This window comes from Castellaniella hirudinis (genome assembly GCF_042651965.1).
In the GTDB taxonomy this organism is placed as follows: domain Bacteria; phylum Pseudomonadota; class Gammaproteobacteria; order Burkholderiales; family Burkholderiaceae_B; genus Castellaniella; species Castellaniella hirudinis.
The window spans coordinates 55897-76903 of sequence record NZ_JBHSDY010000005.1; the positions used below are offsets into that span (position 1 = coordinate 55897).

General features: G+C 66.7%; 19 protein-coding genes and 1 tRNA gene. 15 read left to right on the forward strand and 5 right to left on the reverse strand.

Annotated elements, in window-relative coordinates; all coding sequences use genetic code 11:
* The first annotated feature begins 222 nt into the window (after positions 1-222).
* Positions 223-699, forward strand: a complete 477-nt coding sequence (gene greA, locus ACFO0J_RS08505) for a transcription elongation factor GreA (RefSeq protein ID WP_376812644.1) — start codon at positions 223-225, stop codon at positions 697-699.
* 149 nt (positions 700-848) lie between these two features.
* Here greA and ACFO0J_RS08510 read toward each other — a convergent pair whose 3' ends face one another.
* The gene (locus ACFO0J_RS08510; protein ID WP_376812645.1) at positions 849-1442 is read right to left on the reverse strand and encodes a YhbY family RNA-binding protein; all 594 of its coding nucleotides are present in this window, start codon (positions 1440-1442) and stop codon (positions 849-851) included.
* A gap of 17 nt (positions 1443-1459) precedes the next feature.
* Between ACFO0J_RS08510 and ACFO0J_RS08515 the strand changes: the two genes are divergently transcribed.
* The 5 genes from ACFO0J_RS08515 (at position 1460) to ACFO0J_RS08535 (ending at position 7328) form a co-directional block, all read left to right on the forward strand.
* Positions 1460-2095, forward strand: a complete 636-nt coding sequence (locus tag ACFO0J_RS08515; RefSeq protein WP_376812646.1) for an RlmE family RNA methyltransferase — start codon at positions 1460-1462, stop codon at positions 2093-2095.
* Positions 2096-2371: 276 nt separating this feature from the next.
* Positions 2372-4276 (forward strand): ATP-dependent zinc metalloprotease FtsH, encoded by a 1905-nt coding sequence (gene ftsH, locus ACFO0J_RS08520; RefSeq protein WP_376812647.1) that lies wholly within the window; start codon positions 2372-2374, stop codon positions 4274-4276.
* Positions 4277-4293: 17 nt separating this feature from the next.
* A complete protein-coding gene (folP, locus tag ACFO0J_RS08525) occupies positions 4294-5133 on the forward strand; it encodes a dihydropteroate synthase (RefSeq protein WP_376812648.1) in 840 nt (279 codons plus the stop codon).
* Positions 5130-6470 carry a phosphoglucosamine mutase gene (gene glmM / locus ACFO0J_RS08530; protein ID WP_376812649.1) on the forward strand — a complete coding sequence of 447 codons (1341 nt, stop codon included), beginning with the start codon at positions 5130-5132 and terminating at the stop codon, positions 6468-6470. Before folP ends, glmM begins: the two co-directional genes overlap by 4 nt.
* 108 nt (positions 6471-6578) lie before the next feature.
* Entirely contained in the window at positions 6579-7328 is a 750-nt protein-coding gene (locus tag ACFO0J_RS08535) for a GNAT family N-acetyltransferase (RefSeq protein WP_376812650.1), read from the forward strand.
* A gap of 1 nt (position 7329) precedes the next feature.
* Here ACFO0J_RS08535 and ACFO0J_RS08540 read toward each other — a convergent pair whose 3' ends face one another.
* A complete protein-coding gene (locus ACFO0J_RS08540) occupies positions 7330-8820 on the reverse strand; it encodes a Ppx/GppA phosphatase family protein (protein WP_376812651.1) in 1491 nt (496 codons plus the stop codon).
* Between the two features lie 86 nt (positions 8821-8906).
* Here ACFO0J_RS08540 and ppk1 point away from each other — a divergent pair, with 86 nt between their 5' ends.
* From ppk1 to pstB, 5 genes are all read left to right on the forward strand, one after another.
* Positions 8907-10958, forward strand: a complete 2052-nt coding sequence (gene ppk1, locus ACFO0J_RS08545) for a polyphosphate kinase 1 (protein WP_376812982.1) — start codon at positions 8907-8909, stop codon at positions 10956-10958.
* A 135-nt stretch (positions 10959-11093) separates the two neighbouring features.
* On the forward strand, positions 11094-12140 hold the full coding sequence (pstS, locus tag ACFO0J_RS08550; RefSeq protein WP_376812652.1) for a phosphate ABC transporter substrate-binding protein PstS: 1047 nt from the start codon (positions 11094-11096) through the stop codon (positions 12138-12140).
* Between the two features lie 39 nt (positions 12141-12179).
* Positions 12180-13121 carry a phosphate ABC transporter permease subunit PstC gene (gene pstC, locus ACFO0J_RS08555; RefSeq protein ID WP_376812653.1) on the forward strand — a complete coding sequence of 314 codons (942 nt, stop codon included), beginning with the start codon at positions 12180-12182 and terminating at the stop codon, positions 13119-13121.
* Positions 13121-13981 carry a phosphate ABC transporter permease PstA gene (gene pstA, locus ACFO0J_RS08560; RefSeq protein ID WP_376812654.1) on the forward strand — a complete coding sequence of 287 codons (861 nt, stop codon included), beginning with the start codon at positions 13121-13123 and terminating at the stop codon, positions 13979-13981. Before pstC ends, pstA begins: the two co-directional genes overlap by 1 nt.
* Before the next feature lie 13 nt (positions 13982-13994).
* Positions 13995-14783 carry a phosphate ABC transporter ATP-binding protein PstB gene (pstB, locus tag ACFO0J_RS08565; RefSeq protein ID WP_376812655.1) on the forward strand — a complete coding sequence of 263 codons (789 nt, stop codon included), beginning with the start codon at positions 13995-13997 and terminating at the stop codon, positions 14781-14783.
* A gap of 35 nt (positions 14784-14818) precedes the next feature.
* Here the strand turns inward: pstB and ACFO0J_RS08570 are convergent, their stop codons facing one another.
* Positions 14819-16441: an acyl-CoA synthetase gene (locus ACFO0J_RS08570; protein WP_376812656.1), complete on the reverse strand. Its 1623-nt coding sequence runs from the start codon at positions 16439-16441 to the stop codon at positions 14819-14821.
* 210 nt (positions 16442-16651) lie between these two features.
* On the opposite strand from ACFO0J_RS08570, the gene ACFO0J_RS08575 reads away from it, so the two are divergent.
* Genes ACFO0J_RS08575 through ACFO0J_RS08585 form a run of 3 tightly spaced genes read left to right on the forward strand, consistent with a single transcriptional unit; the run spans position 16652 to position 19043 of the window.
* A complete protein-coding gene (locus ACFO0J_RS08575) occupies positions 16652-17020 on the forward strand; it encodes a PepSY domain-containing protein (RefSeq protein ID WP_376812657.1) in 369 nt (122 codons plus the stop codon).
* Entirely contained in the window at positions 17017-17682 is a 666-nt protein-coding gene (locus ACFO0J_RS08580) for a response regulator transcription factor (RefSeq protein WP_376812658.1), read from the forward strand. The genes ACFO0J_RS08575 and ACFO0J_RS08580 overlap by 4 nt, the downstream gene beginning before the upstream one ends.
* Entirely contained in the window at positions 17679-19043 is a 1365-nt protein-coding gene (locus tag ACFO0J_RS08585; RefSeq protein WP_376812659.1) for a sensor histidine kinase, read from the forward strand. The genes ACFO0J_RS08580 and ACFO0J_RS08585 overlap by 4 nt, the downstream gene beginning before the upstream one ends.
* Positions 19044-19268: 225 nt before the next feature.
* On the opposite strand, the gene ACFO0J_RS08590 is transcribed toward ACFO0J_RS08585, so the two are convergent.
* On the reverse strand, positions 19269-19679 hold the full coding sequence (locus ACFO0J_RS08590; protein WP_376812660.1) for a DoxX family protein: 411 nt from the start codon (positions 19677-19679) through the stop codon (positions 19269-19271).
* Between the two features lie 19 nt (positions 19680-19698).
* Positions 19699-19775: transfer RNA gene (locus tag ACFO0J_RS08595), tRNA-Pro, on the reverse strand.
* Positions 19776-19885: 110 nt separating this feature from the next.
* Here ACFO0J_RS08595 and ACFO0J_RS08600 point away from each other — a divergent pair.
* Positions 19886-20998 carry a helix-turn-helix transcriptional regulator gene (locus ACFO0J_RS08600; protein ID WP_376812661.1) on the forward strand — a complete coding sequence of 371 codons (1113 nt, stop codon included), beginning with the start codon at positions 19886-19888 and terminating at the stop codon, positions 20996-20998.
* Positions 20999-21007 lie beyond the last annotated feature (9 nt).

The following is a 21007-nucleotide window of genomic DNA, read 5'->3' on the forward strand; positions in this document are numbered from 1 at the left end:
CAAGCACCCCGGTTTCGGCCGGGGTTTTTCACGGGCGAGCCGGCAGGCCACCTGGTCGGGATGCAGGTGGCGCCACGCTACGTCCGTCCCTCATAAGCCCCGATGCGGGCGCACATGGCCAGGCAGCCCTCAGCGGGCCGGAACCACCACACTTCGCCCCTCTTTCTTTCGTTGTCGGGCGCCCCGCGCATGGGGCGTCTTTTACTTTTAGAGTCAGGAACTATGTCTGCGATCCCTTTGACAGCTCGCGGGGCAGAGCGCTTACAGGCTGAATTGCACCGTCTGAAGACGGTCGAGCGCCCCGAAGTCATCAACGCCATCGCCGAGGCGCGAGCCCAGGGCGATCTGTCCGAAAACGCCGAATACGATGCTGCGCGCGAGCGCCAGGGCTTCATCGAGGGCCGCATCCAGGAACTGGAAGGCACCCTGTCCAACGCCCAGATCATCAATCCGGCCGATCTGGACGTCGCCGGTCAGGCCGTGTTCGGCGCGACCGTCGAGATCGAAGATCTGGCATCGGGCGAACGCCTGACCTATCAGATCGTCGGCGACCTGGAAGCCGACATCCGCGCCAACATGATTTCGGTGTCCAGCCCCGTGGCGCGCGCCCTGATCGGCCGCAGCGAAGGCGACGTGGTCGAAGTGCGTGCGCCGGCCGGCGTGCGCGAATACGAAGTCTGTTCCGTCAGCTACGAGTGATGAGGCCGGACACGGAATAGTCCCTGCGGACTATTCCGTGCCTGCCGAATCGGAGCGCCTTGCAAGGCGCGACGTGGGTGAGGGATGTCCCGGTCTTCGGTTTCCCAAGCTCTGGCTGAAGGCGTGCCCGTCTATGTTTTAGCTGCGGGTCAGCGGCTGCCGCGCCGTCCGGCGCGCAGCGACAATGCACTGCCGCCGCCGCTGCGACGCGGGATGCCATGGCTTGCATCGGCACGATTGCCGCGCGTCGGTTTCCCGGCCCCGCGGCTGTCGGTCGGTCGGGTTTTCCGGCCCGCCCCCGGCGCCGCGCGTTCTTCCGATCCGTCCTGTTGCGTACCCGCGGCACGTTGCGGGGCGGGGCGGGCGGCACGCGGTTTTGCCGCCTGCTTTTTAGGCACGTAGGGCTCGGACTTCTTGCGCACGGCCCGGGTGGCGTTTTCGGCCGCCTGCGCGGCTTGTTGCGCAAGCAGATCGGGGCGATAGATAATCAGCGTTTTGCCGAGATGATGCACTGCGGCGCAGGACAGCGTTTCGCAGATTTCCGCCAGCATCGCGTCGCGTTCGTCGCGCTCGGCGCCGGCGACACGGATCTTGATCAGTTCATGGGCCGCCAGCGTGCGGTCGATTTCTTCCAGCACGGCGGCCGTCAGGCCGCGGTCGCCGATCAGGACGACGGGATGCAGGGGGTGAGCGGCGGCGCGCAGGGCGCTGCGCTGCTGAGAGGTCAGTTCGAGTTTCGGCATATTGGAATTGTACGAGAATGGCCAAGAAAAAATTCTCTAAAGCCTGGGTTCAGCGGCATATTCACGACCCTTACGTCAAAATGGCGCAACAGAAGGGTTACCGTGCCCGCGCCGCCTTCAAGCTGACCGAGATTCTGGACACGGAAAAACTGCTGCGGCGCGGCGACGTGGTCGTGGACCTGGGCGCGACCCCCGGCAGTTGGTCGCAGATCGTGCGCGAACGCCTGCTGGCGGCGGGCGGCGAGATCGACGGCCGTGTGCTGGCGCTGGACCTGCTGCCCATGGAGCCCATCGCCGGGGTGGAATTCATCCAGGGCGACTTCCGCGAGGACGCCATCCTGGCGCAATTGCACGAACGCCTGGAAGGGCAGGCCGTAGACCTTGTGATTTCCGACATGGCCCCCAATTTATCAGGTGTGGCCTCGGCGGATTCCGCCCGCATCGCCCACGTCTGCGAATTGGCGCTGGAATTTGCCTGCAGCCACCTGAAGCCGGACGGCGCTTTGGTCGTCAAGGCGTTTCACGGCAGCGGGTTTTCGCAGATCGTGCAGCTCTTCAAGCAGCATTTCGTCCGTGTGGTCGAACGCAAACCCAAAGCGTCCCGGGACGAGTCCTCCGAGACGTTTCTGGTCGGTAAAGGATTGAAAAAATAGCCCCCACGCTGCGCCTTCGGCTTGCTGCCCCCCGAGGGGGCGTTTTTACCTAGGGGCGGCCCGGCGGTAAAAAATCCAGATGCCGGGCGGGATCGGGCCGGAGCCGAAGAAGACGCTGCGGAAGATGCCTGAGGCCGTCATGGTCGTACTGCGTCTGCCTGGCGGATTCAGGTAGAATGAAGCATTGACGTATCTGTCAGCTTGATGTAATCGCGGCCGCAGGCTCATGCGGCGCGGGCAGCAGGCGGGCGGTGGCATATACCCAGGAGGTTGGCTTTGAACAACTCGTTTTCCAAGGTTGCGGTCTGGCTGGTGATCGCGCTCGTGCTTTTCACGGTGTTCAAGCAGTTTGACGGACACCCGGCCACGAGCGGAGATTCGGTCAGCTACACGCAATTCATGAACGACGCGCGTGCCGGCCGCATCAATAAGGTCGACATCCAGGGCGACACGATCTACGTGTCCCCGGAATCCGGCCGTGCCTACAGCCTGACCTCGCCCGGCGACCTGTGGATGGTGCCCGAGCTGGTCAAGAACGGCGTCCAGGTTTCCGGCAAGGCCCGCGAAGAGCCTTCTTTCCTGACCAGCCTGTTCATTTCCTGGTTCCCGATGCTGTTGCTGATCGGGGTGTGGATCTTCTTCATGCGCCAGATGCAGGGCGGCGGCAAGGGCGGGGCGTTCAGCTTCGGCAAATCCCGCGCCCGCATGATGGATGAGAACACCAACAACATCACGTTCGCGGACGTCGCCGGTTGCGACGAAGCCAAGGAAGACGTCCAGGAACTGGTCGACTTCCTGCGTGATCCCACCAAATTCCAGCGCCTGGGAGGCCGCATCCCACGCGGCGTGCTGATGGTCGGCTCTCCGGGGACGGGTAAGACGCTGCTGGCCAAGGCCATCGCCGGCGAAGCCAAGGTCCCGTTCTTCAGTATTTCCGGTTCGGATTTCGTCGAAATGTTCGTCGGCGTGGGCGCGGCCCGTGTGCGCGACATGTTCGAGAACGCCAAGAAGCAGTCTCCCTGCATCATCTTCATCGATGAAATCGACGCCGTGGGCCGCCAGCGCGGCGCCGGCCTGGGCGGGGGCAACGACGAACGCGAACAGACCCTGAACCAGTTGCTGGTCGAAATGGACGGTTTCGAAACCGGCCAGGGCGTGCTGGTGATCGCCGCCACCAACCGGCCCGACGTGCTGGACCCGGCGCTGCTGCGCCCGGGCCGCTTCGACCGCCAGGTGGTCGTGTCGCTGCCCGACATCCGCGGCCGCGAGCAGATCCTGAAAGTCCACATGCGCAAGGTCCCCATCGCCCAGAACGTCGACGCCAGCGTGCTGGCGCGCGGCACCCCGGGCTTTTCCGGCGCTGACCTGGCCAATCTGATCAACGAGGCCGCCCTGTTTGCCGCGCGCCGCAACGGCCGTACGGTGGACATGTCCGACCTGGAAAAGGCCAAGGACAAGATCATCATGGGCGCGGAGCGCCGCTCCATGATCATGCCCGAAGAAGAGCGCCGCAACACGGCCTACCACGAGTCCGGCCATGCGCTGGTGGCGCGTCTGCTGCCCAAGACCGATCCGGTGCACAAGGTCACCATCATCCCGCGCGGCCGCGCGCTGGGGGTGACGATGCAGTTGCCCGAGGGCGACCGCTACAGCATGGATAAGGAACGTCTGCTGAACACCATCGCGGTGCTGTTCGGCGGCCGGATCGCCGAAGAGGTCTTCATGGGCCAGATGACGACCGGCGCCTCCAACGACTTCGAGCGCGCCACCGCCATCGCCCGCGACATCGTCACGCGCTACGGCATGACCGATTCCCTGGGGCCCGTGGTGTATGCCGAAAACGAGGGCGAGGTCTTCCTGGGCCGCAGCGTGACCAAGACCACGCACGTGTCCGAAGCCACCATGCAAAAGGTCGATTCCGAGATCCGCAGCATCATCGACGAGCAGTACCGCGTGGCGCGCGACCTGATCGAGTCCAACCAGGACAAGATGCACGTCATGGCCAAGGCCCTGCTCGAATGGGAAACCATCGATGCCGAGCAGATCGACGACATCATGGCCGGCCGTCCGCCGCGTGCGCCGCAACCGCCGTCCTCGGGGGGCGGCGACACGCCGCAGACCCCGTCGGCCGGCCAGCCGGCCGCCAGCAACGACAAGGGCCCTGCCGCGACGCCGGTCTGATCCGACCGCCCCTGTCTATGCATGACCATCTTCAGTGCGGGCGTTTCCGCTTGTCCTTGGAGCGCCCCCTGGTCATGGGGATCGTGAACGTCACGCCGGACTCGTTTTCTGACGGCAACGTTCACTTCCGGGCCGACCAGGCGGTCGCCCATGCGCGCCTTCTGGTCGAAGAAGGCGCCGACCTGCTGGACATCGGCGGCGAATCCACCCGCCCCGGCGCCCAGGCCGTCCCCGCCGACGAAGAACTCCGCCGTATCCTGCCCGTGATCGAAGCCCTGCGCGACTGCGGCGTGCCGCTGTCCGTGGATACCTGCAAGCCGGACGTCATGCGGGCGGCGCTGGCCGCAGGCGCCGACATGATCAACGACATTGGCGGTTTTTCAGCGCCGGGCGCGGTCCAGGCCGTGGCCGACGCCGATTGCGCGCTGTGTCTGATGCATATGCGCGGCGAACCGCGCACCATGCAGGACGCCCCGGCCTATCAGGACGTGGTTGCCGAAGTCCACGACTATCTGAACCAGGGCGCGCAGCGCCTGCGCCGGGCAGGCATCGACGCCGACCGCATCGTGCTCGATCCCGGATTTGGATTCGGCAAGACGGCGGCGCACAATTACACCCTGCTGCGGGATTTGCCGCAGGCCGTGGGCCGGGAATATCCCAGCCTGCTGGGTTTGTCGCGCAAGTCCATGATCGGCGCCGTCACGGGCCGCCCGGCGTCCCGGCGCCTGGGCGGCAGCGTGGCGGCGGCCCTGGCCGGCGCAATACGGGGCGCGCATATCCTGCGCGTTCATGATGTGGCCGACACCGTGGATGCTCTGCGGGTCTGGTCGGCCGTCGAACAAGGAGTCCGCGCATGAGCGCACGCAAATATTTCGGGACCGACGGGGTGCGAGGCATCGTCGGCGGTGATCGGATCAACGCGGAATTCGCCCTGCGGCTGGGTTATGCGGCGGGCCGCGTGCTGGCGCGCGGCGCTGTGTCCGCCGGACGGCCGACCGTGGTCATCGGCAAGGACACCCGCATTTCCGGCTACATGCTGGAATCCGCGCTGGAGGCCGGCCTGTCGGCCGCCGGGGTGGACGTGATGCTGGCCGGGCCGATCCCGACGCCGGCCGTCGCCTATCTGACCCGTGCCTGGCGCCTGGCCGCCGGGATCGTCATCAGTGCGTCCCACAATCCGCATTACGACAACGGCATCAAGTTCTTTTCCGGGGCCGGCACCAAGCTGCCCGACGAGACCGAGGCCGCCATCGAGGCGCTGCTGGAAGAACCGCTGGGCTGTGCCGATTCGGCCGGCCTGGGTCGCGCGCGGCGCATCAGCGACGCCGCCGGCCGCTACATCGAATTCTGCAAGAGCACCTTCCCCAACGAGCTGGATCTGCAAGGCCTGAAGATCGTGGTGGACGCGGCCAACGGCGCCGCCTATCACATCGCGCCGCACGTGTTCCGCGAACTGGGGGCCGAGGTCTCGGTGATCGGCTGCGAGCCCGACGGCTTCAACATCAATGAAAAGGTCGGCGCGACCCATCCCGAGACCCTGGTCGCCGCCGTGGCGGCCCAGAAGGCGGACCTGGGCATTGCCCTGGACGGCGACGCCGACCGCCTGCAGATGGTGGATGCCTCCGGCCGCCTGTTCAATGGCGACGAACTGCTCTACGCCATCGTGCGCGACCGCGCGCGCGCCCAGCCCATCCAGGGCGTGGTCGGCACGCTGATGACGAATTTCGGTTTCGAGCGCCGCATGCATGAACTGGGCATCCCGTTCGAGCGCGCCAAGGTCGGCGACCGCTATGTGCTGGAAGTCCTGAGCCGGCACGGCTGGCTGTTCGGCGGCGAAAGCTCCGGCCACCTGCTGTGTCTGGATCGCCACACCACGGGCGACGGGATCGTGGCCGCCCTGCAGGTGCTGGCGGCCATGCGGCATGCGGACGCTTCCCTGGCCGACCTGGTGGCCGACCTGTCCATGTACACCCAGAAAATGGTCAATGTGCCGTTGGCGCCCGGCCTGGACTGGCAGACGCATGCCGGTCTGAAGGCGGCTTCGGACGAGGTGCGCGCGTCCTTGGGCGAACGCGGCCGGGTGCTGATCCGTGCCTCGGGCACCGAGCCCAAGCTGCGCCTCATGGTCGAGGCCGATGACGAGGCCCTGGCCGAAGAAGGCGTGCGCCGTCTCGTAGCGGTCAAGCTGGCCTGAATGTCGCTGTCACATGATTCACACAGAGCACCGGCAAAATAATCCCGATCACCTCACTTTAGGGATTTTGCCATGCTCGCCTACACTGCTTCCCTGCCTGCAGGATCAATGAAACGCATCGATTGGCCTGGGGCCGAGGCCGGTGGACTGGCCTTGACCATCGCGCAGACCCAGGAGGACCTGGAGGCTCTGCAGCGCTTGCGGTTTCGGGTGTTCACAGAGGACATGGGCGCGCAGTTTCCGAACGCCGTGGGCGATCGCGACGTCGATCACTTCGATCCCTGGTGCGCGCATTTCATGGTGCGCGACGTGGGCGCCGACCGGGTGGTGGGCACCTACCGGCTGTTGACGCCCGAGGCCGCGCGCCAGGCGGGCGGCTATTATTCCGAATCTGAATTCGACCTGGAGCCGCTGGCGGCGCTGCGCCCGCAACTGGTCGAAGTCGGCCGTTCCTGCATCGACGCGGACTTCCGGCATGGCACCGCCATCATGCTGCTGTGGTCAGGGCTGGCCCAGGTCATGGTGCGAGGCGGTTACCGCTACATGCTGGGCTGCGCCAGCGTCAGTCTGCGCGACAGCGGAGTCACGGCGTCCGAGGTCTGGCGCCGGGCGCGGGCGCTGATGGCGCGCAATCCCGACACGCCGCAAATCCGGCCCCTGCATCCTTATCCGGTGGATCGCCTGGACAGCACGCTGCCGGCGCGGGTGCCGCCGCTGATCAAAGGCTATCTGGCGCTGGGCGCAACGATTTGCGGCGCCCCGGCCTGGGACCCGGATTTTCACACCGCAGATTTTCCGATCCTGCTGGACCTGGAACGGCTGGACGCCCGGTATCGGCGGCATTTCGGGCTCGCCTGAATCAACGTTCGATGATGTCCAGCACGAAGCCGGCCTTGCGCCAGATCGTGGCTTCTTTCTTCAGTTGCAGGCCGCTCAGGGGGCGGGTTGCCAGCCAGTGCGCCGGGATTTCCAGGGTGATGAGCTGATCCCAGGCCTGTAGCGTCAGGGGCAGGGCGCCCAGGGGTTCGCGGCGGCGCAGCAGCAGGACCGCCAGGCGCAGGCAGCACAGGGCCAGCCAGCGCGCGCGGTCGGGCGCGTAGCAGCGGACCTTGGCCAGGCGTCCCTGGTGACCCAGCGCCAGGAAGGCCAGCAGCCGCTGGTCATCGCGCGAAAAGCCCGGCATGTCGGCGTGTTCCAGGATGTAGGCGCTGTGCTTGTGGTAATCGTCGCGGGCGATCACCAGGCCGATTTCGTGCAGTTCGGCGGTCCAGGCCAGCGCCCGGCGCAGTTCCGGCGTGTCGGGCTCGGCGGCCAGGCCGAGCTGGTCGAAGAGGCGCAGCGCCAGGGTCCGGACGAAGCCCGCCTGGGCGGTGTCGAGCTGATAGCGGCCGCGGATCTGGCGCACGGTCTCGTCGCGCCGGTCCTGATGCGAATCGCGGCCCAGCAGGTCGTGCAGCACGCCGATGCGCAGGGCGCCGTCGCCCGCCCGCATCCGTTCGATGCCCAGCTCCTGGAAAGCGGCGATCATGATGGCCAGGCCGCCGGGCAGCACCGGCACGCGCTCCGGCTTCAGGCCGGCCCAGTCGTGCAGGCGGACCTCGCCGGCGCTCACCAGGGCGGCGCGCAGCCGCTCCATGCCTTCCAGGGTGATGTCCCGGGGGCTGAGGCCGTTTTCCAGCAGGATGGCCAGCAGGCCCTTGGCGGTGCCCGACGAGCCGTAGGCTTCTTGCCAGCCCGTGCTGCGGTAGCGGCTGGCGATGGTCTCGATGGCGCCGCGCGCCGCCAGGATCGCCTGGCTCATCCGGGCTGCGGTGATGCGGCCCTGGGGAAAGAATTGCCGCGTCAGCGTGGTGCAGCCCAGCTCCAGCGAGGCCAGCTCCAGGGGGTGGTCGCCCAGGCCGATGACGAATTCGGTGGAACCCCCGCCGATGTCGATCACCAGGCGGCGCTGGCTGGACGGCGGCAGGTCCTGGATCACCCCCAGGTAGATCAGGCGGGCTTCTTCCTGGCCGGAAATGATTTCGATCGGAAAGCCCAGGGCGCGTTCGGCCGCCGGCAGGAATTCGGCGGCGTTGCGCGCCACACGGAAGGTGTTGGTGGCCACGGCGCGGACGTTGGCGGGGGAAAAGCCCTGCAGCCGTTCACCGAAGCGCCGCAGCGCCGCCAGGGCCTGTTCCATGGTGGCGGCGTTGATGCGCTTGTGTTCGTCCAGGCCGTTGGCCAGGGCAACCAGTTCGCGCAGCTTGTCTTCGGCGTAGATCTGGGCGGTGTCTCCGTGGCGCACGATGCGCCCGATGGATAGCCGGAAAGTGTTCGAGCCCAGGTCGATCGAGGCGAGCCGGTTGTCCATGGCCTTACCAGAAAATGTCACACTGTGCGATTATAGTGGCCGATTCATGACAGGATTGTGAGGCGCGCATGCGGGCCGTCGAAGAAATGCCAGTGCTTCTGAACCGAGAGCTTTCGGTGCTCAAATTCAACGAACGGGTGCTCTCCATGGCCGAGCGCACGGACGTGCCGGTGCTCGAACGCCTGCGCTACTTGTGCATCGTCGGATCGAATCTGGACGAGTTCTTCGAGATCCGCATGGCCAGTCTCAAGGAACAGCAGCGCCAGACGCCGGATCTGCGGGGCGTGGACGGCATGACGCCCGACGAGGCCTTTGACCGGGTGCAGCGCGCTGCGCACGCGCTGGTGGACCGCCAGAACCGCCTGCTGACGGGCGAGGTCATGCCCAAGCTGATGGACCAGGGGGTGGGCCTGATCTATTCGACGGGCTGGACGGATTTGCAGCGGGAATGGGCCTACGGCGTGTTCGTGCGCGACGTGATGCCGCTGCTGACCCCGATCGGCCTGGATCCGGCGCATCCCTTCCCGCGCGTCTACAACAAGAGCCTGAATTTCATCATCGCGCTCAGCGGCGAGGACGCGTTCGGCCGCGAGGGCCACATCGCCATCGTCCAGGCGCCGCGCGCGCTGCCGCGCATGATCAAGGTGCCCGCCGAGATCGCCGGCATCCCCGACGGCTTCATGCTGCTCACCACCCTGATCAATGCCTTCGTCAGCGACCTGTTTCCGGGGATGAACGTCCAGGGCTGTTACCAGTGGCGGGTGACGCGCAACAGCGACCTGTTCGTGGACGAGGAAGAAATCACCAATCTGCGCCAGGCCTTGCAGGGCGAACTGTCGCAGCGCAATTTCGGGGCTTCGGTGCGCCTGGAGATCGCGCATGCCATGCCCCCCGACCTGGAACTGTTTCTGCAGCGCGAGTTCGGCCTCGGAGCCGCCGACACCTACCGGGTCAACGGTCCGGTCAATCTGGCCCGGCTGATGCAGCTCTGCAACCGGGTCAACCGCGCCGACCTGGAATATCCGGTCTTCCGGCCGCGCATGCAGGCGCCGTTCGACACCGGCCTGGAGCGGCCCGACGAGCTGTTCGCCGCCATCGCGGCGCGCGACCACCTGTTGCACCATCCCTACCAGTCCTTTCAGCCGGTGCTGATGTTTCTGCGCAGCGCGGCGCTGGATCCCCAGGTCGTGGCCATCAAGCAGACCATCTACCGCACCGGCGAGGATTCCGAACTGATGGGCTTGCTGCTGTCCGCGGCAAAGGCGGGCAAGGAAGTCACGGTCGTGGTCGAGCTGATGGCGCGTTTCGACGAACAGACCAACATCAACTGGGCCGCGCGCCTGGAAGAAGTCGGCGCCCACGTCAGTTATGGCGTGGTGGGGCACAAGACCCACGCCAAGATGGCCCTGGTGCTGCGCCGCGAGGACGGCCGCATCCGCCGCTACGGGCACCTGGGCACGGGCAACTACCACCCGCGCACGGCGCGCCTGTACACCGATTTCGGCCTGCTGACGGCCAACCAGCAGATGTGCGAGGACATGGATCAGGTGTTCTCGCTGTTGACCGGCCTGGGCGCGCGCCGCGAGCTGAAGCTGCTGCTGCAGTCGCCCTTCACCCTGCACGAGACCGTGCTGCGCCTGATCCGCTCTGAAACCGAATTCGCCCGCGCGGGCAAGCGGGCGCGGATCCGCGCCAAGATGAATTCCCTGCTGGAGCCCACGGTGATCCGGGCCCTGTACGAGGCCAGCCAGGCCGGGGTGCGCATCGACCTGATCGTGCGCGGGGCCTGTGCGCTGCAGGCCGGCGTGCCCGGGCTGTCCGATCGCATCCGGGTGCGTTCCGTCATCGGCCGCTTCCTGGAGCATTCGCGGGTATTCTATTTCTACCAGGACGGCGCCGAGCCCCTGTACCTGTCGTCCGCCGACTGGATGGACCGCAATTTCCTGCGCCGGGTGGAACTGGCTTTCCCGGTGCTGGACAAGCGGCTGCGCCGCCGGGTCATCGACGAGGCTTTTACCTTTGCCTGGCGGGACAATCAACTGGCCTGGGCGGCGCAGCCCGACGGCCGCTACCTGCGCGTGCGCAACCGCCGCGCGCCCTTCAGCCTGCATCAGCATTTGATGACGCGCTTGGAATGACGGGCGGGAGTCTCCTGTCACGAAACCGTCATTCACCTGTCATGAAACTGTCACGTCAGCCCTCTACCATGTCGTCCTGACGGGCCTGGAATTGCCGGGACTGTCGATCATCTCAGACCACATAGGGTTCAAGACATGTTCAAGAAAATTCTGACGCAATGCGCCGCTGGCCTGGCGATCATGGCCGCCGCGGGCGTCTCCGCGCAAGCCGCCGACCTGACGGGCGCGGGCGCTTCCTTCCCGTATCCGATCTACGCCAAGTGGGCGGCCAAATACCAGGAAACCTCCGGCAACCGCATCAACTACCAGTCCATCGGCTCGGGCGGCGGTCAGCAGCAGATCATCGCCAAAACGGTTGATTTCGGCGCTTCGGACGATCCGATGAAGCCGGAAGACCTGGAAAAGAACGGCCTGGTCCAGTTCCCCGCCGTCATCGGCGGCACCGTGCCGGTCGTCAACATCGAGGGCATCAAGGAAGGCCAGCTCAAGCTGACCGGCCCGGTGTTGGCGGACATCTTCCTGGGCAAGATCCAGAAATGGAACGACCCGGCGATCGCCGACCTGAACAAGGATCTGAAGCTGCCCGCCAAGGGCATCGTGGTGGTGCACCGCTCGGACGGCTCGGGCACGACCTTCGGCTGGACCAACTACCTGTCCCAGGTGTCCCCCGCCTGGAAAGAACAGGTCGGCCAGGGCAAGGCGGTCAAGTGGCCCGCCGGCCAGGGCGGCAAGGGCAATGAAGGCGTCGCCGCCTACGTGCGCCAACTGGCGAACTCCATCGGCTACGTGGAATACGCCTACGCTCACCAGAACGGCCTGGCCTGGGCGCAGTTGCAGAACCGCGATGGCCAGTTCGTGCAGCCCTCGCAAAAGACGTTCGCCGCGGCGGCTTCGCACGCCGACTGGAACTCGGCGCCGGGCATGGGCCTGGTCCTGAACAACGAACCGGGTGCGGATTCGTGGCCGGTGACGGCGGCGACCTTTATCCTGGTGCACGGCAAGCAGGCCGATCCCAAGCGCGCCCATGAAGTCCTGGCCTTCTTCGACTGGGCCTGGCGCGAAGGCGGCGCCATGGCCAGCGAACTGGACTATGTGCCGCTGCCTGAGGCTGTGACGGCCAAGATCCGCGGCGTCTGGGCCGAGCGGATCCGCGGCGAGGACGGTTCGGCGGTCTGGAAGTAAAGTCTGGCATATAGTCTGACAGTGAGTCTGGAGTCCCACATGGCCTTATCGCAGCGCAGCCTTCTGGTGGATGCCGGTTTCCGGCACCTGACCCGCCTGTTTGCGTTCTTCGTCTTCATGCTGCTGGCTGGGATTCTGGCTTCACTGGTGTACGGCAGCCGGGATTCCCTGGTCGAATACGGTCTGCCGTTCCTGTGGACCAACGACTGGGACCCCGTGAAGCATCACTACGGCGCGCTGGTGCCGGTGCTGGGTACCGTGATCAGCGCTTTTCTCGCCTTGCTGATCGCGGTGCCGGTGTCCTTCGGCATCGCCATGTTCCTGACTGAACTGGCCCCGGTCTGGCTGCGTCGCCCGCTGGGCGTGGCCGTCGAGATGCTGGCCGCGATTCCGTCCATCATCTACGGCATGTGGGGCCTGTTCGTGTTCGTGCCGCTGTTCCAGGAATACGTGCAGCCGCATCTGGTGGACTTCTTCGAAGGCGTTCCGGTGCTGGAGCACCTGTTCGGCGGGCCGCCGATGGGCATCGGCCTGTTCACCGCGGGGCTGATCCTGTCCATCATGATCATTCCCTTCATCGCGGCGGTGATGCGCGACGTGTTCGAGCAAGTGCCGCCCCTGCTCAAGGAATCCGCCTACGGCCTGGGCAGCACCACCTGGGAAGTCGTCTGGAAGATCATGCTGCCCTACACCAAGCACGGCGTCATCGGCGGGATCATGCTGGGCCTGGGCCGCGCGCTGGGCGAGACCATGGCGGTCACCTTCGTGATCGGCAATGCCTTCAACCTGCCGTCCTCGATCTTCTCGCCGTCGAACTCCATCGCCTCGGCCCTGGCCAATGAATTCAACGAAGCCGGCGGCCTGCAGAAATCGGCCCTGCTGGAACTGGGCCTGATCCTGTTCCTGATCACGACCGTGGTGCTGGCCCTGTCGAAGTTCATGCTGCTGAAACTGTCGCGCAAAGAAGGCACGAAACACTGATGGCCCTGTCCGATTCCTCCATCGCCCTTGGCAATCCGATCTATCGGCGCCGGCGCCTGTTCAACCGCCTGATGCTGGGGCTTTCGGGCCTGGCGTTGGGCTCGGGCCTGTTCTGGCTGGCCTGGATCATCCTCACGCTGCTGCTCAAGGGCGGTTCGGCCCTGTCCCTGACGCTGTTCTGGGAAAGCACCCCGCCGCCCGGGTCGGACGGCGGCCTGCTGAACGCCATCATCGGCAGCGTGCTGATGTCGGCCGTGGGCACGCTGATCGGCACGCCCATCGGCGTGCTGGCGGGCACCTATCTGGCCGAGTACGGCCGCCGGGGCTGGCTGGCGCCGGCCACGCGGTTTTTGAACGACGTGCTGCTGTCGGCGCCGTCCATCATCATCGGCCTGTTCATCTACGCCATCTACGTGGCGCAGGTCGGCCATTATTCGGGCTGGGCGGGGGCGTTCGCGCTGGCCATCCTGGTCATCCCCGTGGTGGTCCGCGCCACCGACAACATGCTGGGCCTGGTGCCCAACAGCCTGCGCGAAGCCGCCGCCGCCCTGGGCTGCCCGCAGTGGCGCATCGTCGTCTTCATCTGTTATCGGGCCGCGCGTTCGGGCATCGTCACCGGTGTCCTGCTGGCCGTGGCCCGCATCGCCGGCGAGACCGCGCCGCTGCTCTTTACCGCCCTGAACAACCAGTTCATGTCGCTGAACATGAACGCCCCCATCGCCAACCTGCCGGTGGTGATCTTCCAGTATGCCGCCAGCCCCTTCGAGGACTGGAACCGGCTGGCCTGGGCGGGCGCCGCGCTGATCACCCTGCTGGTGCTGGGGATCAATATCGCCGCGCGCAGCCTGTTCCGCAAATAATCCGCTTCCGACCATGACCCTGAATCCGTCTCCAACCGCCGCCCGAGAACGCACCAAGCTGGCTGTGCGCAAGCTGAACTTCCACTACGGCAGCTTCCACGCCCTGCGCGACATCAATATGGATATCGCGGAAAACAAGGTCACGGCCTTCATCGGTCCGTCGGGCTGCGGGAAGTCCACGCTGCTGCGCACCTTCAACCGCATGTTCGAGCTGTACCCGGGCCAGCGCGCCTCCGGCACCATCGAGCTCGATGGCGAGGACCTGCTGAATTCCAAGCTGGACATCTCCCTGATCCGCGCCAAGGTCGGCATGGTGTTCCAGAAGCCCACGCCGTTTCCCATGAGCATCTACGACAACATCGCCTTCGGTGTGCGCCTGTTCGAGCGCCTGAGCAAGGGCGAGATGGATGAGCGCGTGGAATGGGCCCTGACCAAGGCCGCTCTGTGGAACGAGGTCAAGGACAAGCTCGGCCAGAGCGGCAACGGCCTGTCCGGCGGCCAGCAGCAGCGTCTGTGCATCGCGCGGGGCGTGGCCATCAAGCCCGAGGTCCTGCTGCTGGACGAGCCGTGTTCGGCGCTGGACCCGATCTCCACGGCCAAGATCGAGGAACTGATCGCGGAACTGAAGTCCGACTACACCGTGGTCATCGTCACCCACAATATGCAGCAGGCGGCGCGCTGTTCCGACTACACCGCCTACATGTACCTGGGCGAACTGATGGAATTCGGCCCCACCGATCAGGTCTTCATCAAGCCCGCGCGCAAGGAAACCGAGGATTACATTACGGGGAGATTCGGGTGATTCCGTGCCGGAATCACCGGGGTCCCGTTCGTGCCTTATTTTCCCTGATGCATCGCCCGTAGCTGCCCCCGCTGCACCTTGCCCGTGGTCGTCATGGGCAGGCTGTCCATGAACTCGATCACGCGGGGGTATTCGTGCGCGGCCGCCTTGCGGCGCACGTGGTCCTGGATGTCCGCGATCAGCGCGGCGTCGCCCGTATAGCCATCGTTCAGCACGATGCAGGCCTTGACGAGCTCCGTGCGCTGCGGGTCGGGCACCCCGATCACCGCCGCCATGCGCACCGCCGGATGGCCCAGCAGGCAGTCCTCGATCGGTCCCGGACCGATGCGGTAGCCGGCGCTGGTGATGACATCGTCGCCCCGGCCCTTGAACCAGAGATAGCCGTCCTCGTCGCAGACGCCCCGGTCGCCCGTCACCAGCCAATCGCCGATGAAAGCCTGGGCGGTGGCCTCCGGGTTGCGCCAGTATTGCAGGAACATCACCGGGTCGGGCCGGCGCACGGCGATGTGGCCCTCGGTCCCGGGCGGCTGGACCGCACCGGTCTCGTCGATGATGCAGACCTCGTGGCCCGGCACCGGACGGCCCATGGCGCCGATGCGGGGCTCGAACAGGGCGGCGCAGGACGAGACGATCATATTGCACTCGGTCTGGCCGTAGAACTCGTTGATGGTGACGCCCAGCGTGGCGCGGCCCCAGTCGAGCAGTTGCGGTCCCAGGGATTCGCCGCCGCTGGCGACCGAGGCCAGGCCCAGGCGTCCGTGGTGTTCGGGGTCCCGCAGCGTGCGCAGCATCTTCAGGGCGGTGGGCGGCAGGAATGTATGGCTGACCTGGTGCCGCGCCATCAATTGCCAGGCCGTGGCGGCGTCGAATTTTGTGAAGCGGCAGGCCAGCACGGTCACGCCGTGGTGCCAGGACGGCATCAGCACGTCCAGCAGCCCGCCGATCCAGGCCCAGTCCGCCGGGGTCCACATCAGGGTGGCGCGGTCGGGGAAGAAGTTGTGGGACATCTCCACCCCCGGCAGGTGGCCGAGCAGCGCCCGGTGGGCGTGCAGCGCGCCCTTGGGCTTGCCGGTGGTGCCGGACGTATAGATGATGATCGCCGGATCGTCGGCGGCGGTATCCACGGGCCTGAAGCCCAGGCCGTCCTGTGCTTCGATCGCCGCCCAGAACGAGGCGTCGCCGGTATCGGCGTCGATGTCCAGCACGCAGCCCAGTTCCGGCAGGTTCGGGCGGATTTCGGCGATCTTGCCCAGGCCTTCGGTGTGGGTGATCAGCGCGCGGGCGCCTGAATTGCCCAGGCGGTAGTGCAGGGCGTCGGTGCCGAACAGCGTGAACAGGGGCACGGCGATGGCGCCGAGCTTGTAGGCCGCCAGGTGGGCCAGCGCCGTTTCCAGTGATTGCGGCAGCAGGATGCCCACCCGGTCGCCCCGGGACACGCCCCGGGCGCGCAGGGCCTGCGCCAGCCGGTCGGACCAGTGCTTGAGCTGGTCGAAGGTGTAGTGCTGCGCCGGGGCGTCGCCGCGATCGACGATCAGGGCTTCGCGGCCGCTGCCGTCGGCCCAGCGGTCGCAGACGTCCGCCCCGATGTTGTAGCGCTCCGGTACGATCCAGGTGAATGCGTCCCGGGTCTGCCGGTAGTCGCCTTGCGCGTGCAGCATGAGTGGTCTCCTTGTGGTGCGCCCCGCATCGCCGGCGGGGGCTGGGAGTCATGGTACTGCGGGCCTCCGCCGCCCGCCAGCGGCTGTCCGCGCGGGTGTGGTCCGTCAAGCCCCTTGTGCGCCGCGGCGCGCCGTTCATTTCCGGTTCATGCGCTTCCTGATATCGTAGGACCCATCGATTGAACGAGCATTGAACGAGAGGAGTTCGCGATGCGTCGCCGAGGGATGCTGGCGTGCGTGCTGGTCCTGGGGCTTTGGGCCGCAGGCGCCGGGGCGCACAACCACGACCGGGACATGGCCGAACGGCTGCAGGCCCTGGGTGAAGTCCTGCCGCTGCAGGACGTCCTGGCGCGTGCCGCGCACGATTATCCGGGTCAGGTCCTGAAGGTCGAATTCGAGCAGGAGGACGACCGTTGCGGCAGCCCGGGCGGCCCGTCGGAGGGCTGCTGGATCTATGAACTCAAGATCCTGCAGGACGAGGGCCGTCTGACCAAGCTGAAGATCGACGCCCGCACCGGCGAAACGGTGTGGGTGGGCACACGGCCGCTGCACCGCGACGGCCGCAGGGGGCATCCATGAGACTGCTGGTCGCCGAGGACGAGCCGCTGCTGGCCGCGCAGTTGAAGGCGGCGCTGGAAAAATCCGCTTATGTGGTCGATGTGGCGGCCGACGGCCTGGACGCCGAGCACCAGGGGTTGAGCGAACCCTACGATCTGGTGGTGCTGGATCTGGGCCTGCCCGGGCGCGACGGCCTGTCGGTGTTGCGAGCCTGGCGCGAAGCGGGGCGGATGATGCCGGTGCTGATCCTGACGGCGCGCGACAACTGGCACGACAAGGTGGCCGGGATCGACGCCGGCGCCGACGACTACCTGACCAAGCCCTTTCACCAGGAAGAACTCGCAGCCCGCGTACGCGCGCTGTTGCGCCGCGCCGGCGGGCACGCCACGGCCGACATCCGTTGCGGACCGCTGCTGCTGGACACGCGCCAATCCCGCGTCCTGCTGGACGATGCGCCGCTGGACCTGACCAGCCACGAATACCGGGTGCTGGCCTATCTGCTGATGCACCAGGACGAGGTCGTGTCCCGCAGCCAGTTGGTGGAGCACATCTACGCCCAGGATTTCGACCGTGACTCCAATACCATCGAGGTGTTCGTCGCCCGCCTGCGGCGCAAGATTCCCCCGGGCCTGATCCAGACGGTGCGCGGTCTGGGCTACCGCCTGTCGGCCGTCCCTCAATGAGGGCGCAGCATCCTTCGCTGCGCCTGCGCCTGCTGGCCGTCACGCTGGCCTGGACGCTGCTCAGCGTGGCGCTGGCCGGCTGGGGGATCCAGCGCCTGTTCCGCCAGCACATCCAGGCGCAACTGCAGTCCGAACTCAATATCCACCTGAATCACCTGACGGCCTCGCTGCAGGTTGACGAGCAGGGCCAGGTCTCCCTGTCCACCTTGCCGACCGATCCGCGTTTCAGCCATCCGTTCTCGGGCCTGTACTGGCAGATCTCGGTGCCCTCTGCCGGGACGCGCTTCGCCCAGTTGCTGCGTTCCCGTTCCCTGTGGGATGCGCATCTGCCGGACATGGTGGGCGGCCTGGTGCCGGGGCGCGACGCGGCCGCGCAGGCGTCCGGTCCGGACGGCCAGCCGTTGCAGATGCGCGTGCGCGAAGTCCATCCCGCCGAAGGTCCGATCGACACGCTGATCCTGGTGGTCGCGGCCGACGAGGCCCTGTGGGCCGAGCCGGTCAGCCGCTTTGACCGCATGCTGGCCGTGGCGCTGGGTATCCTGGCGCTGGGCATGACGGCGGCCGCCTGGATGCAGGTCGGTTTCGGACTGCGCCCCTTGGCGCGGCTGCGCGTGCGGCTGGCTGCCTTGCGCGCGGGCAGGGCCGATCGGATCGAAGGCGAATTTCCCATGGAGGTCCAGCCGTTGGTCGAGGATTTCAATCTGGTGCTGGGCCGCAACGCGGAAGGCCTGGAGCGGGCGCGCATGCAGGCCGGCAACCTGGCGCATGCTCTGAAGACACCGCTGGCGGTGATGGCCAATGCCGCGCAGGCGGGCGATCCGGACTTGCCGCGCCTGGTGTCCGAGCAGGTCGAGGCCGCCCGGCGTCAGGTGGATTACCACCTGGCCCGCGCCCGCGCCGCGGCCGCAGTGCGCGTGACCGGCTTGCGCAGCCCGATCCTGCCTTTGCTGCAAGGCCTGGTGCGGGTCATGGATCGCGTCCACGCCGAGCGTGGACTGGTCTACGACCTGAGCCGTGTGGCCGAGGATCTGGCGTTTCGCGGCGAAGCCCAGGACTTCCAGGAAATGCTGGGCAATGTGCTGGACAACGCGGGGAAATGGGCGCGCCGGCAGGTGCGCGTCACCGTCCGCAGCAAGGACGGCGAACTGGCGATCTGGGTAGAGGACGACGGTCCCGGCCTGAGCCCCGAGCGGGCCGAACAGGTCTTCGAGCGGGGCCAGCGGGCGGACGAACACACGCCCGGTTCGGGCCTGGGGCTGGGGATCGTGCGCGATCTGGCCGATTTGTACGGCGGCTGGGCACGCATCGAGGCGGGTGCGCTGGGCGGCGCGCGGGTGGTGGTGACACTGCCGGCGGCTTGAGGCGGGCTCGGCAAAAAAGGCCCCCACGCTGCGCCTTCGGCTTGCGTCCACCTCGCGGCTTGCAAGCCGCTTGGATTCGCCAGGCACGAAACAGTCCACTGGGACTGTCCCGTGTCCGGGCTCATCCCCCCGAGGGGGCGCGTTTTGCCTTGGGGCGGCCCGGCGGCAAAACAACACGGCCCGCCGATTGGGCGGGCCGTGTTCAGTGCGTGCGATGCCGCGCGATCAGTTCCAGCGGCCGTTGCGCCCGCCCAGGCTGTAGGCGCCTGCGCCAAACAGCGTGACGGCGATGCTGGCGAACAGGAACATGCCTTGCAGTTCCAGTGCCCAGCCGCCGCTCTTGCCCAGCGCGAACAATTCGTTCATGTGCACCAGGCCGAAGACGAACAGCATGTTGAGGATGGAGATCAGGCCGCCCAGGCGGGTGAACAGGCCGAGGATGATCAGAACCGGAGCGACGATTTCGCCGATGTAGACGCCGTAGGCGATAAAGCCGGGCAGGCCGCGCTGGCTCAGCATGCCCACGATCCAGCTCACGCCGCCGTCCAGCTTGCCCAGGCCGTGCAGCAAGATCAGAATGCCCAGGCTCAGGCGCAGAATCAGCTTGCCCAGATCGTCATACGCGGAAGAAGACATGGAGTTCCCTTGGTCGTGTTGGTCGGGGCGATAGGATTCGAACCTACGACCCTCTGGTCCCAAACCAGATGCGCTACCAGACTGCGCTACGCCCCGACTGGATCGCAGATTCTAACATGGAGCCCTGCCGGCTCCGGGGCGCCGGGTAAACGGTACAGTAGCCGTATCCGGCAGGCGTGCATGATCAAAAAAATAGGGGGGAGGCAATGACTCCGGAGCAGTTGCTCACAGTCGAGCGGGCTTTGCTGGCGGGTGTATTGTCCGAGGATGCCTGGCGCGAGGCCTTGATGCGGCTGGCCGAGCTGGCGGGTGCTTCTTATCTGGCCGTCATGAGCCGCGACGAGGGGACGGGGCAGTTCCACGTCACCGAGCCGGTCGAACTGTCCGCCCGGCTCCTGGAGGATTATGAAGCCGAGTTCCGGGCGATCAACCCCTGGAATGCGATGGACGTGCTGTCCCGTGACGGCGAGACCTACCTGGATTGGGATGTGCTGGGGCAGGGCTTCATCAGGCGATGCCCTTTTTACCAGGAGTTCATGCGGCCCCACGGACTTGCGCACATGATGGGGCATCGGGTCGATACGCAGGAGGGGACGCGCCACTATCTGTCCCTCCACAAGCAGGTGGGTGATGCCGCTTTCGACGCCGGGGCGGTCGCGGCGGTGTCGGCCGTACACGGCAGCGTGGGGCGGGCCCTGGCGGTACGCCAGGAATTGCGCGGTTTGCAGCAAGCGCATGCCTGGCAGCGGGCCGTGCTGGATACCTTGAGTGTTCCCGTCATGTTGGTCGATGGGACGGGGTGCGTGCGGCAGGCCAATCGCGCCGCGGAAGCCTGGCTGTCCGGGCCTGGAGGCCGGCTCTTCGTGGGCGGTGCGGGACGGGACAGGCAGGCGCTGCTCGGCATCGTCCGGCAGGCCCTGGGCGGGCCGGGGGCGCCGCCGCGTCTCGCGTCGGTACGTCTGTCCTTCGACGCGGATCATGCGGGCACGGCCTGCGTGGCGATTCCCGTGGGCGAAGGCGATGAGCGGCTCGCCGTGCGCGCGGAGACGGCTCTGCTGATGATCTGGCCGACCCGGCCCAGGGAACCCGCGCAGGCGCTGTTGCGGCAGGCCTTTGGCCTGAGTGCGGCCGAAGCCCGGGTGGCCGCACTCATGGCGCAGGGGTATACGCCGCAGGCAATCGCCGGACTGCGGTCGGTCGGGGAGGCGACGGTGCGCACGCACATCAAGGCCATTTTCCGCAAGATGCACGTGCACAGGCAGTATGACCTGGCACGGCTGCTGACGGAACTGTCCCTGGTGGATGCGCCGCCGGATTGAACCCGGTTC

Excerpts from the sequence above, each read along its gene's own strand:
- greA (WP_376812644.1), top strand. The coding sequence starts at position 223 with ATGTCTGCGATCCCTTTGACAGCTCGCGGGGCAGAGCGCTTACAGGCT.
- ACFO0J_RS08510 (WP_376812645.1), bottom strand. The coding sequence starts at position 1,442 with ATGCCGAAACTCGAACTGACCTCTCAGCAGCGCAGCGCCCTGCGCGCC.
- ACFO0J_RS08515 (WP_376812646.1), top strand. The coding sequence starts at position 1,460 with ATGGCCAAGAAAAAATTCTCTAAAGCCTGGGTTCAGCGGCATATTCAC.
- folP (WP_376812648.1), top strand. The coding sequence starts at position 4,294 with ATGCATGACCATCTTCAGTGCGGGCGTTTCCGCTTGTCCTTGGAGCGC.
- glmM (WP_376812649.1), top strand. The coding sequence starts at position 5,130 with ATGAGCGCACGCAAATATTTCGGGACCGACGGGGTGCGAGGCATCGTC.
- ACFO0J_RS08535 (WP_376812650.1), top strand. The coding sequence starts at position 6,579 with ATGAAACGCATCGATTGGCCTGGGGCCGAGGCCGGTGGACTGGCCTTG.
- ACFO0J_RS08540 (WP_376812651.1), bottom strand. The coding sequence starts at position 8,820 with ATGGACAACCGGCTCGCCTCGATCGACCTGGGCTCGAACACTTTCCGG.
- ppk1 (WP_376812982.1), top strand. The coding sequence starts at position 8,907 with ATGCCAGTGCTTCTGAACCGAGAGCTTTCGGTGCTCAAATTCAACGAA.
- pstS (WP_376812652.1), top strand. The coding sequence starts at position 11,094 with ATGTTCAAGAAAATTCTGACGCAATGCGCCGCTGGCCTGGCGATCATG.
- pstC (WP_376812653.1), top strand. The coding sequence starts at position 12,180 with ATGGCCTTATCGCAGCGCAGCCTTCTGGTGGATGCCGGTTTCCGGCAC.
- pstA (WP_376812654.1), top strand. The coding sequence starts at position 13,121 with ATGGCCCTGTCCGATTCCTCCATCGCCCTTGGCAATCCGATCTATCGG.
- pstB (WP_376812655.1), top strand. The coding sequence starts at position 13,995 with ATGACCCTGAATCCGTCTCCAACCGCCGCCCGAGAACGCACCAAGCTG.
- ACFO0J_RS08570 (WP_376812656.1), bottom strand. The coding sequence starts at position 16,441 with ATGCTGCACGCGCAAGGCGACTACCGGCAGACCCGGGACGCATTCACC.
- ACFO0J_RS08575 (WP_376812657.1), top strand. The coding sequence starts at position 16,652 with ATGCGTCGCCGAGGGATGCTGGCGTGCGTGCTGGTCCTGGGGCTTTGG.
- ACFO0J_RS08580 (WP_376812658.1), top strand. The coding sequence starts at position 17,017 with ATGAGACTGCTGGTCGCCGAGGACGAGCCGCTGCTGGCCGCGCAGTTG.
- ACFO0J_RS08585 (WP_376812659.1), top strand. The coding sequence starts at position 17,679 with ATGAGGGCGCAGCATCCTTCGCTGCGCCTGCGCCTGCTGGCCGTCACG.
- ACFO0J_RS08590 (WP_376812660.1), bottom strand. The coding sequence starts at position 19,679 with ATGTCTTCTTCCGCGTATGACGATCTGGGCAAGCTGATTCTGCGCCTG.
- ACFO0J_RS08600 (WP_376812661.1), top strand. The coding sequence starts at position 19,886 with ATGACTCCGGAGCAGTTGCTCACAGTCGAGCGGGCTTTGCTGGCGGGT.